This is a genomic window from uncultured Psychrobacter sp., assembly GCF_947500265.1.
Taxonomy (GTDB): domain Bacteria; phylum Pseudomonadota; class Gammaproteobacteria; order Pseudomonadales; family Moraxellaceae; genus Psychrobacter.
In genome coordinates this window covers 14566-26655 of record NZ_CANMRN010000002.1, presented here as the reverse complement: position 1 = coordinate 26655, position 12090 = coordinate 14566, and the positions used below count along the sequence as shown (strand labels likewise).

Sequence of the window (12090 nt, the reverse complement as noted above, 5' to 3'; positions counted from 1 at the left end):
ATATAAATAATAATTATCAGATGAGTAAAAGAGCTTTATGAATAACCAAACCAGCGAACAGTTAAATGAGCAAAGAGAAGCGGCTGAGCAGGCGGCGATCGAGAAGCGCCGTGAACGTTTAAAAAATGGATCGACACGCATTATTGAGATTGCTAATAATGAGTCATACTCAGCACTTAAATGTATTCATCAGCTTAGTGTGGCAGGTGGTGCAACTGAAGCGACATATGTTGCGATTGAGCAGCGCATTGTTGTAGACCAAGATCCTGCAGGTGCTTATCATTTGGCATTATTGGCACAGAACACACCAGATTTGCCAATTGATGCTCGTCAGCTTATCGAATTGGTAGTCAACAAGGGTGATAACCATCAGCGCTTGGCATTACTTAAAAACTTACCATTACCACCGGTCGAGCTTATCAAAGAGCAGATTTTGGCGAGTGATGATGGTGAGGCGATTGGTCAAATGAACGCCTATCTACAGATCAATCCAGAGGGGTATGGTAGCCATCATATGCTGTCTAGTGGGCAATCAGATCAGATCGTACCGCTTAGCCGTGGAAACAGTAATAACTAAGACATCATCACGAACTCAAAAGCTAGCAACCAAAGTGATGATGGCATAAATATCTTTGCGCTTAATTATAATAGTTTTTGTCCTAGCGTTTTTTAAGCGTGAAAAAATTGTTATAATGATAGGTTATTCAACCAATTATGAACGACTTATCTAAGTCGTTATCTTTTTATAAATTCGACTGACGTTTATTTGCTGACTGTTTTCTTATTTGAACATAAGATATGGCAATCAGCAGCGTTATGAGTCAAGTGAGGCACACATGCAATACCCAAAACATTACGACGTGATAGTGATCGGCGGTGGTCATGCTGGTACAGAAGCTGCTCTGGCGGCTGCACGTATGGGCGCACAGACCTTATTGTTGACGCATAATATTGAGACGCTCGGGCAGATGAGTTGTAACCCTGCGATTGGCGGTATCGGTAAATCGCATTTAGTGCGTGAGATTGATGCGTTGGGCGGTGCAATGGCATTGGCAACGGACAAGGCTGGTATTCAGTTTCGCGTACTAAACAGCCGTAAAGGGGCTGCCGTTCGTGCCACGCGTGCGCAAGCAGACCGTATCTTGTATAAAGCAGCTATCCGTCATACGCTAGAAAATCAGCCAAACCTAGATATATTCCAGCAAGCCGCTGATGATATCTTGGTCGAAAACGGTCGTGCGACGGCAGTCGTTACTTCTACGGGTATTATCTTTAAGACCGAAACAGTGGTACTGACTTCAGGGACTTTCTTGGGCGGTGTGATTCATATTGGTTTAGAGAACTCAAATGGTGGCCGTGCAGGGGATCAGCCTTCTATCAAGTTGGCAGATCGTTTGCGTGAGCTTAAGCTGCCAGTTGGTCGTCTGAAGACAGGTACGCCAGCACGTATTGATGCACGTAGTGTTGACTTTAGCGTGATGACCGTACAACCAGGTGATACACCGTTGCCAGTGATGAGCTATATGGGTGATGTTTCTATGCATCCTGAGCAGGTCAATTGTTATATAACCCATACCAATGCGCGTACTCATGACATTATTCGTGAAAACCTTGACCGTTCACCAATGTTCTCTGGCAAAATCGAAGGCGTAGGCCCGCGTTATTGCCCATCTATCGAAGATAAGATTCATCGCTTTGCGGATAAAGACAGCCATCAGATTTTCATCGAGCCAGAAGGTCTGACCACACATGAGTTGTATCCCAATGGTATCTCAACCAGTTTGCCATTTGATGTGCAGTTAGACTTTATTCATAGTATGAAAGGCTTAGAAAACGCGCATATTACTCGTCCAGGTTATGCGATTGAGTATGATTACTTTGATCCACAAAACCTCAAGCCAACGCTTGAGACTAAGTCGATTGATCGTCTGTACTTTGCGGGTCAGATTAATGGTACGACAGGCTATGAAGAAGCGGGCGTACAAGGTTTGCTTGCCGGTACCAATGCGGCATTGGTCACTACTAACAATAGCGAGTTTGACACATGGACACCGCGCCGCGATGAAGCGTATCTTGGGGTGCTTGTCGATGACTTGATTACTCACGGTACTACCGAGCCGTATCGTATGTTTACAAGCCGCGCAGAATATCGCTTGCTCTTACGTGAAGACAATGCTGATCAGCGTTTGACAGAGACTGGTCGTAAGCTAGGTCTAGTAGACGATGTACGCTGGCAAGCCTATCAAGAAAAAATGGAAGCCATTGCGACAGAAACCTCACGCTTAAAAGATATGTGGGCCACGCCTGCTAATGCTTTAGGTAAGCAAGTGACTGAGCAAACGGGTGAGGTGTTATCTAAAGAGTCGACTGCCTTTGATTTGCTAAAGCGTCCGCAAATACATTTTGCTGATATTGCCGCTATCACTGACTCAACCGTTGATGCGCAAGTGGGCGAGCAGATAGAGATTTCTGTCAAATATGCCGGTTATATCGACCGTCAGCAAGAAGATATTGATCAAATGAAGCGACTAGAAAACACGGCGCTGCCGTTAGATTTTGATTATAGTATCGTGTCAGGTCTATCGAACGAGATAGTACAAAAACTTACGCAAGTTCGTCCTGCGACGCTAGCTCAAGCGGGACGTGTGAGTGGTGTAACCCCTGCTGCCATTCAGTTATTGGCAATGACGGTTAAAAAGCATAAAAAAGCAAAAGCTGCATTGGACTCATAATAGCTATGCAATAAAGCCTTTTATTATAAAGCACTTATCGTATAAAAAGCCCGTAACGATATTTCGTTACGGGCTTTTGTTTGTCAAAAAAACAGTCGATTTTGAAAGAAAGTCACATGTAACCTTGTCCTACTTGCTACTTTGTCTCTATACTAGGTCAGTAAATTTTCTTACTACTTGTTAATTTGTCTCGCTGATGTCCATATATTGATGGGCTTGTCGCCGAACTGAGTCTACTTATGATTGATGCTATTGTTTTTGCTATTACCATTGTCTTACCCAACCTTGCCTTAATGTGGTTGGGTTTTTTTATGCAAAGACGCGGTGAGGCAAGCCAAACTTTTATCGATCAGGCATCAAGTTTTGTCTTTAATTATTGCTTGCCGTGTTTATTGTTCTTTAGCGTGGTCGATAGCGATGTCGATTATGGTAAGCAAATTACGCTTATCCTTGTTGGTATCTTGGTGACGTTTATATTATTTATTGGCGCAGAGTTTTATGCCAAACGCTTCGTCAAGCATCCTGAAGACCAAGGTGTGTTTGTACAAGGCGTATTCCGTAGCAACATGGCCATCATTGGACTTGCAACCGTGGCCAACGCTTACGGCGCGCAAGGATTAAGTATCGGTGCGGTCTATATGGGCGTGGTGACGATACTGTTTAATATCTTGGCGGTCATTACCTTGAGCCGCGTATCCAAAAGCGTGGATGACACATGGGTTAGTCGCGGTACGATGATCGTAAAAAAATTGCTAACCAATCCTCTAATTTTGGCATTGGTCGGCGCATTCGTCTATAAAGCATTGCCGCTACCACCGCTTACTGGGGTGATTCATACCACTGGTGATTTACTGGCAGCGGTGGCTCTGCCGCTAGCACTGATCTGTGCAGGTGCTAGTATTAACCTAAAGTCTATGTTGCATCCTTCGGGCTTATCTATGCAGGCGAGTATTGGACGAATTGTCATTGCGCCATTGATTGCTATCGCTGTTGGACTTGGCTTTGGATTATCAGGCGTGCATATGGGGGTATTGTTTTTGATGGTCGCATCACCAACAGCTGCAGCCAGCTATGTCATGGCAAAAGCAATGGGTGGTAATGATGTATTAGCGGCTAATATTTTGGCATTTACCACTGTTGTCGGCATGTTTGGTATGGCGATTGGGGCAGCGACGTTACGTGCGCTTGGGTTGATGTAATGCAGATTTTGTACTATTTTTAAATAAGTAAGTACTTTCGCTTTACCTAACTTTGACAGCATTAAAAAAGCCCTCTTTTCAAATAAGAAAAGAGGGCTTTTGGTATCAATCTAGCGTTCGCTATTACGCTTGTCTTCACGGCGCTGCTTGCGCTTTGGACTAGTACGATAGGTCAAATAACCACCGATAGCCATAACTGCAAGAAAGGCAATGATATACATAAATATTGACGAGCCAATCATGAGCGATGCACCGATAATGGGAGTTGCGTCCATGTCAAAAATCCAGTTAAGGTTCATCAATAATTATGCAAGTGTCTCATTTCATTGTAAAGTAAATAAGTTTAGCTCCGGTGTAAGTTCAAGTGAACGGATACGGGCAGCTTGGTCATAGATATTGGCCGTCACAATTAGCTCATCTGGCTGATAGGTTGCCAAAAACGCAGCAAGTCTTGGTTTGACCGTGTCGACAGAGCCAATGAATGATACTGACAATGCGTTATCTACCATCATTTTCTCTGCTTGACTCCAGATACTGTCCATATCGTGAGTAGGCTTAGGCATTTGACCTGTTTCGCCACGACGCAGACGTACAAAGCTCTGCTGTGCTGAAGTAAAGTGATATTGAGCGGTCGCATCATCATCAGCCAATAACAAGTTTGCGGCCAACATGACATAAGGCTTATCTAGATAGACAGACGGTTTAAACTGCTCACGGTAAGCCTCAATTGCTTGTCCAAGCATTTGCGGAGCAAAGTGAGAGGCAAACACATAAGGCAGTCCTAAATGTGCAGCCAAAGTCGCACCAAATAGAGAAGAGCCTAATATCCAAATCGGTATGCCTGATTTTGCGCCAGGGAATGCCTGTACAGGACTGCCATCTGTATCATTACCTAGGAAATACATCAGCTCTTGCACATCTTGTGGAAAGCGTTCTGCATCTTTCATTTGTCGACGAAGTGCCTGAAACGTCGCACCATCAGTACCAGGTGCACGGCCTAGACCTAGGTCCACACGGTCACCATATAATGCCTGCAAAGTACCAAACTGCTCAGCAATCACGAGAGGGGCATGGTTCGGTAGCATAACGCCGCCAGCACCAATACGGATACGGTCGGTTTGACTACCGATATGCGATAGTAGTACTGAAGTAGCTGCACTGGCAATACCGGGCATATTGTGATGCTCTGCCATCCAGTAGCGGTTTAAGCCTGATTTTTCTGCTTGCTGCGCGGTTTCGACCGTTTGGGCAATGCCTTCAGCGATGGTTTTGCCTTGAGGTACAGGTGCGAGATCTAAAAAAGATAAAGGGATTTTGTTACTCATAAATTTTCCAGTAGTGTGTAAATTATTTTCTACTGATATGCTTATAGGTAGTGATAGTTTCAAGTGCCGCTAGTCACTGTTAATGAATTATAACAAAGCCAGGTAACTCTGTTTTTAAGCTCACTTAACAATTATTACGCCGTATTTATAAAGGTTGTCGTTGGTCAAAATAAGCGATAAATAAACCGTAAGTAAGGTTATAAAAGGATTTAGCAGCATTAAAAAAAGATGGCATTAAAAAAAGCAGGCAACCTAGGTTACCTGCTTCTCTAATTGGTCGATTATAAGATAATGATAAATTAAATAATCACTATCTTAAGAACCAAATTCAGCATTATTTATCTTGGTCACCAAGCTTGTAAGCTAAGACATAATCACCAATGGTTGTGCCAACTGAACCATGACCACCTGCGACCAATACGACCATTTGCTCACCTTTAGAGTTCAAGTAAGTCATTGGCGTGGCTTGACCACCTGCTGGAATACGAACATTCCATAGTACGTCGCCATTTTTCAAGTCATAAGCTCGGAAGTTGTTTTCTGTCGCCGCTGACAAGAACGTGACGCCACCTTTAGTGATGATAGGACCACCGATGCCAGGTACGCCCAATTCCAGTTTGATAGGAATAGGAGACAGATCCTGTACCGTACCATTTTTGCGTTGATAAGCGATATCACCTGTGGCCAGATCGGCACCGGCGATTGTGCCCCATGGTGGCTGCTGACAAGGTACGCCTAATGGTGATAAGAAGGGGCCCAATTCTACTGCGTAATCTGCACCTTCATTGGCATTGACGCCTTGCTCGCCTTTATTGGTTTCTGCATCGCCCAACGTGTCTCTAGGAATGAGTTTTGAGGTAAACGCCAAATATGTTGGCATACCGAACATCACGCCATTCTCAGGATCGACAGCGATACCGCCCCAGTTAAAGGTACCAAAGTTACCTGGATAGACCAAGCTACCATTGGTTGATGGTGGAGTATAGCGACCATCATAGTTGAGCTGATTAAACTCAATACGGCACATCATTTGATCGACGAGACTGGCACCCCACATGTCTTTTTCAGTCAGTGGTTCAGGCTCAAAGCTCAAACCAGAATAAGGCTGAGTTGGCGCTGCGTGCTCTCCCGCTATGAGATAGCCTTGCGGTGCAGGACGCTCCTTAATCGGTACAATAGGCTCACCCGTTGCGCGGTTCAAGACGTATACATCGCCTTGTTTGGTTGGTACAACCAGCGCAGGCTGTACACCATCGGCCGTATCTAGATCAAGTAAAGTTGGCTGAGCAGGCGTGTCCATGTCCCAAAGGTCATGATGGACAAACTGCTGAACCCAGCGTGCTTCACCAGTCTCGATATCTAGAGCGACAACAGATGTTGCATACTTTTCTTCAGCAGCATTTCGGTAGCTACCTAGCTGATCGGGTGTGCGGTTGCCCATAGGGAAGTAGGCCAATCCAAGCTCTTCATCGGCAGTAGCGACTGACCATGAGTTTGGTGAGCTGGTCTTGTAAGTTTGGGTTGGATCATTGACATCGAAAGGTGCTGTATTGTCAGGATCACCTGAGTCCCAGTTCCAAAGAAGCTCACCAGTATTGACATCATAGGCACGGATCACACCAGAAGGCGAGTTGACATCATAGTTGTCATTGACAGCACCAGCGACGATGATGGTATCGCCCGCGATAACTGGTGGTGACGTAGAATAATAGTAACCTGCTTGATTAAACGGCATGTTATGCATCAAGTCTAATGCACCATCATCCCCAAAGTCTTGGCAGCGTTGCCCAGTATTTGGATCAAGTGCATATAGTTTCGCATCAGAAGTTGGGATAAATATCTTGGCATCACATTGCTTAGATGCGTTTTCAAAGGTATTACCAGCAATTTTTTGTACTTGCACGGGGCTAGCTGTACTGTTGCTATTCTCTGCTGAATTATTAGCAATAGTAGAGATAGTATCAGGACTGGCCGCTTGACCCGCATAATAAGACACACCGCGACAGGTTTGGTGCTGACGTTGTAAGTTTTCCTCTACTTGAGGATCAAACTTCCACAGCGTCTCACCAGAGTCGGCATCTAGCGCTAGTACCCAGTTGTGAGGGGTACATAGGTATAAACCGTTACCGATTTTTAATGGCGTTGCCTGATAAGTGGTCTCACCGACATCGTTAGGCCCTTTGACATCACCTGTTTGGATTTGCCATGCCAGTTCTAAATCTTTGACATTATCGGTATTGATTTTATCTAGAGGCGAGTAGCGCTGACCATAATCAGTACGACCATACGCGCTCCACTCGCCATCTGGCGTTTGCTGACCGTTTGATAATGGGTCACCAAGGTTAGCTGAGGTCTCATCTGAGCTGACGTTTTGCTCGTCATCATTTGCAGCAGTCAAATCAAGCTCACCGAGTTTGTCAGTGGCATTATTGGCTAGACTACCAAAAGAGAGTAGTGCACCTACGATTACGCTTACGAGCAGACCCCAATAATACAGAGGGCTTTTCTTAACGTTGTTTGTGGTTCGTGTGCTATTTGAAGCTACTTGAGTTTTAGGCCCACGCATTTTGTTGGATACCCATGGCAGTAGCATGAGCAAACCAAATATAAGTGGGAAGCCAACACGAGGTGCTAGCGCCCACCAATAAAACCCAGATTCCCAAAGTGCCCAAGCCATGGTTGCTACGATAAATAGCGCATATAACCCGTAAGCACTCCAGTGTTTTTTGAACAATAAAAAAGCTGTCGTTAGTATGATAACGCCAGCAATAAGGTAGTAAGGACTACCGCCTAAGGACAATAAATAAGCGCCGCCAATGAGTAGAGGGGCGGCAAAAATTGCCATAATGATCGCTACGAATTTTTCCATGAGCGGTATCACCTGTTTACAGAAGAGCAAGTTAATATGTATTGATATTTAGTCGCTAATCAATTTCATTCGACCAAATATCAATACAAGTGTGAATAATATATAAAAGAAACATTGAATAACGTTCTAGAATCTATTTTATCATCCACAGCTCAGTCTAGTAAGGGTGAGCAAGTCTGAGATACTTTATTTAACAAATGCTCATTAATTTGCAAATTGCTTTTGACATAGCTCCATGAAAGCGCGACCATATTGACGGATTTCTGCATCATCACGTACCGCCATCCAGCTGGTAAAGCGCCCGAAATGATCGACGGGTATGGCCGTCAGGTTTTGATAATGACTTGGCTCAAATGCCATTTCTGCGATAATACCAATACCTAGGCCCAGACCGACATAGGTGCTGATTACATCGGCATCGAGCGCCGCTAGTACGATATCCGGCTCCAGTCCTGCTTCATCAAACGTCTTGTCAATCGCGCCGCGTCCCGTAAAACCACCGTGATAAGTCACAATCGGATAGCTGGCAAGCGTGGGCAGGTCAATATACTCTTGGCTAGCCAGTTCGTGATCACTTGGTACGATAACGCGATGCGTCCAGTCATAGTAACGATAGCATCTAAGATAATTATTATGCAGCAAGGACTCAGTGGCGATACCGATATCGGCTTGACCACGGATGACCATCTGAGCGATGGTCTCAGGATCTGCCTGTTGCAATATCAAATTTACTTTAGGAAAACGATCTTTGAACTCTTTAACCACTTGCGGCAGTACATAACGCGCTTGTGTATGAGTGGTGGCAATCGTCAGCGTACCGATGTTTGGATTATTAAAATCTAGACTGAGGTTTTCAATGGTACGAATTTCAGCAAAGATAGACTCAATATGCGGCATAAGCGCTGTGCCCATAGTGGTCAGTCCTGTTAATCGTTTGCCTTGGCGCACAAATACTTCCGTCTTTAACTGGTTTTCTAGTGCAGCGATATGCTTTGATAAGCTTGATTGACTGGTATGTAGCACGGTCGCCGCTTGGCTTAAGTTATAACCGTTAATCACCGTATGCCATACTGTTTCTAGCTGTTTGAGCTGAATCTGCAAATGCCGTTGGTTGACCACTACGTCGATTGCCATAACTTAATCCTATTGTATAAATATACAAACCTCGTCTGTATATGAAAGTAAAAATGTCTGAACATACAGTAATAAAGTAGTGTAAAACAAAGCTATTATTCTTGTATATAATAAATAGCTATCAATTTATGATAATTATGAATATAGAATTTGTATTTTGCAATGCTAAAAAATTATTTGTTCAGTAAATGCTGTGTAGTCAGTGAATGCTTTTTTATTCAGTGAGGTAATTTGACTTAACAACTCATAAAAAACGGTCATTATTGAGCATAAAAAAACAGCTACCTTCTAAAAGATAGCTGTTCGTTAGTTATAAAGTTATTTATTACTATTAATATTTATTACTATTAATTGGTCGGTATTGACCAATTTCAAACTCAGTTTATTTAGCAATATCGAAGCGATCTGCATTCATAACCTTGTTCCAAGCGCGGACGAAGTCACGAACGAATTTCTCTAAGTTATCATCTTGCGCGTATAGCTCAGCATAAGCACGTAATATAGAGTTAGAGCCAAATACCAAGTCTACACGGCTCGCTTGCCATTTGACATTTCCTGTACCACGCTCACGTACTTCGTAGCTATTAGCAGTGTTGTCGGCTGCTTTTACAGGGTGCCATGTGTAGTTCATGTCTGTTAAATTGACAAAGAAGTCATTGGTAAGCACGCCAGCACGTTCAGTAAAGACGCCATGTTGGCTTTGACCATGGTTGGTATCAAGCACTCGCATACCACCAAGCAATACGACCATCTCAGGTGCTGTCAAGCCCATTAGCTGCGTGCGATCAAGTAGCATCTCTTCTGGTGATACCGCATAGTCGCCCTGAATCCAGTTACGATAGCCATCATGTAGTGGCTCTAAATCAGCGAAAGATTCAGCGTCAGTCATTTCAGCATCAGCATCGCCGCGACCTGGATTAAACGGTACAGTAATATCTACGCCTGCATCGTTTGCTGCTTGTTCAATCGCAGCGTTACCAGCCAATACGATAAGGTCTGCTAAGCTAACATCTTTATCAAAGCCAAACTGAATGCTTGTCAATGTCTCAAGTACACGCTGTAATTGTTCTGGCTCATTGCCTGCCCAGTCTTTTTGTGGGGCTAAACGGATGCGTGCACCATTTGCACCGCCGCGATAGTCCGAAGCGCGGAAGGTACGAGCGCTGTCCCATGCTGTAACGATCAACTCACGACGACTAAGGTCACTGTCTAATATTTGCGATTTTAGCGTTGCAATATCATCAGCAGTCAAGTCCGCGTTGCCTGTAGGGATAGGGTCTTGCCATACAAAGTCTTCGCTCGGTACATCAGCACCTAAGTAACGAGATTTTGGCCCCAAATCGCGGTGAGTCAGTTTGAACCAAGCTCTAGCAAACACTTCATCGAAGTACTCTGGGTTGTTATGGAACTTCTCTGAAATCTCACGATAGATAGGATCTTTGCTTAATGCCATATCTGCATCAGTCATGATTGGGTTACGACGGACACTTGGATCATGAGCATCTAACGGACGATCTTCTTCTTTGATGTCAGTTGGTTCCCACTGCCATGCACCCGCTGGACTTTTGGTCAGTGCCCATTCATGGTTCAATAGTAGCTCGAAATAACCGTGGTCCCACTGGGTCGGATTGGTGGTCCATGCGCCTTCGATACCACTTGAAACGGTATCACCTGCATTACCACGACCTTTAGGATTGCGCCAGCCTAGACCTTGTTCTTTAATGTCAGCAGCTTCTGGCTCGTCTTCTAGTATCGTCGCATCGCCATTACCATGACATTTACCAACGGTATGTCCACCAGCGGTTAGAGCGACAGTCTCTTCATCATTCATTGACATACGAGCAAAGGTAGTACGCATATCTTGAGCGGTCTTTAGTGGGTCAGGGTTACCATCAACACCTTCAGGATTGACATAAATCAAGCCCATTTGTACTGCTGCTAGTGGGTTTTCTAGTGACGCGCGGTCTTCGTCGCTGTCATAACGGTTTTTGGTTTCAGCTAACCATTCGCGCTCAGAACCCCAGTAGATGTCTTTTTCTGGATGCCAGATATCAGCACGGCCGCCAGCAAATCCTAGGGTTTTGAAGCCCATAGATTCATAAGCCATGTTACCTGCCAAAATCATCAAATCAGCCCAAGACAATTTATTACCGTATTTTTTCTTGATTGGCCACAATAGACGACGGGCTTTATCAAGGTTGACGTTATCAGGCCAGCTGTTCAATGGTGCAAAGCGTTGGTTACCAGTATTAGAGCCGCCGCGACCATCAGCACCGCGATACGTACCAGCTGAATGCCATGCCATGCGAATCATCAAGCCACCATAATGACCCCAATCAGCTGGCCACCATTCTTGCGACTCAGTCATTAGATTTTTTAGGTCAGTTTTGACCGCTTCTAGATCTAGCTGCTTAAAAGCTTCAGCATAATCAAAGTCTTCACCCATTGGGTCAGTCTTTTTGTCTTGCTGATGCAATATGTCTAAGTTCAGTGCGTTTGGCCACCAATCTGTCGCAGCAGATGCAGTGGTAGTATGTGCCTGATGCATAACAGGGCAGCCACCCATGCTCGGACGCTCAGGCTCATGCGTGTTATCAACGTTTTCGCTATGGATCGTTGGGCCTTGACCATCACCCTGATCATAGGTTGTGTTAGTAGGCGCATTATTATTGTTGCTTTCGTGATCTACAGGACAACGAGCAGCATCTGGGGCAGTGTTTTTGTCAGTGGTGTTATTGGTTGAGTCGGACATGGTATAACTCCTGGGTTGTGATAATCGAAAAGAACAAACCGTGAATCTCGGTAGTCGTTGTTTATGTACAAAGCATAAC

Annotated in this window: 8 protein-coding genes; 3 read left to right on the top strand and 5 right to left on the bottom strand. The window is 44.6% G+C overall.

The window, feature by feature from the left end; translation table 11 throughout:
• Positions 1-37: 37 nt before the first annotated feature.
• The 3 genes from Q0788_RS02760 (at position 38) to Q0788_RS02750 (ending at position 3931) form a co-directional block, all read left to right on the top strand.
• Positions 38-577: a hypothetical protein gene (locus Q0788_RS02760; RefSeq protein WP_298807705.1), complete on the top strand. Its 540-nt coding sequence runs from the start codon at positions 38-40 to the stop codon at positions 575-577.
• A gap of 259 nt (positions 578-836) precedes the next feature.
• Complete coding sequence (gene mnmG, locus Q0788_RS02755; RefSeq protein WP_290175860.1) at positions 837-2732, top strand: tRNA uridine-5-carboxymethylaminomethyl(34) synthesis enzyme MnmG; 1896 nt, start codon at positions 837-839, stop codon at positions 2730-2732.
• Between the two features lie 239 nt (positions 2733-2971).
• Positions 2972-3931: an AEC family transporter gene (locus Q0788_RS02750; RefSeq protein ID WP_298807703.1), complete on the top strand. Its 960-nt coding sequence runs from the start codon at positions 2972-2974 to the stop codon at positions 3929-3931.
• Positions 3932-4041: 110 nt separating this feature from the next.
• On the opposite strand, the gene Q0788_RS02745 is transcribed toward Q0788_RS02750, so the two are convergent.
• From Q0788_RS02745 to katG, 5 genes are all read right to left on the bottom strand, one after another.
• Positions 4042-4206, bottom strand: a complete 165-nt coding sequence (locus Q0788_RS02745; RefSeq protein ID WP_298807702.1) for a hypothetical protein — start codon at positions 4204-4206, stop codon at positions 4042-4044.
• Positions 4207-4254: 48 nt separating this feature from the next.
• Positions 4255-5256, bottom strand: a complete 1002-nt coding sequence (locus Q0788_RS02740; protein WP_191115163.1) for an LLM class flavin-dependent oxidoreductase — start codon at positions 5254-5256, stop codon at positions 4255-4257.
• 334 nt (positions 5257-5590) lie between these two features.
• Entirely contained in the window at positions 5591-8125 is a 2535-nt protein-coding gene (locus Q0788_RS02735; protein WP_298807697.1) for a membrane-bound PQQ-dependent dehydrogenase, glucose/quinate/shikimate family, read from the bottom strand.
• A gap of 204 nt (positions 8126-8329) precedes the next feature.
• Positions 8330-9259, bottom strand: a complete 930-nt coding sequence (locus Q0788_RS02730) for a LysR substrate-binding domain-containing protein (protein ID WP_290177857.1) — start codon at positions 9257-9259, stop codon at positions 8330-8332.
• 382 nt (positions 9260-9641) lie between these two features.
• Positions 9642-11825 carry a catalase/peroxidase HPI gene (gene katG / locus Q0788_RS02725; RefSeq protein ID WP_298808347.1) on the bottom strand — a complete coding sequence of 728 codons (2184 nt, stop codon included), beginning with the start codon at positions 11823-11825 and terminating at the stop codon, positions 9642-9644.
• Between the last annotated feature and the right edge of the window lie 265 nt (positions 11826-12090).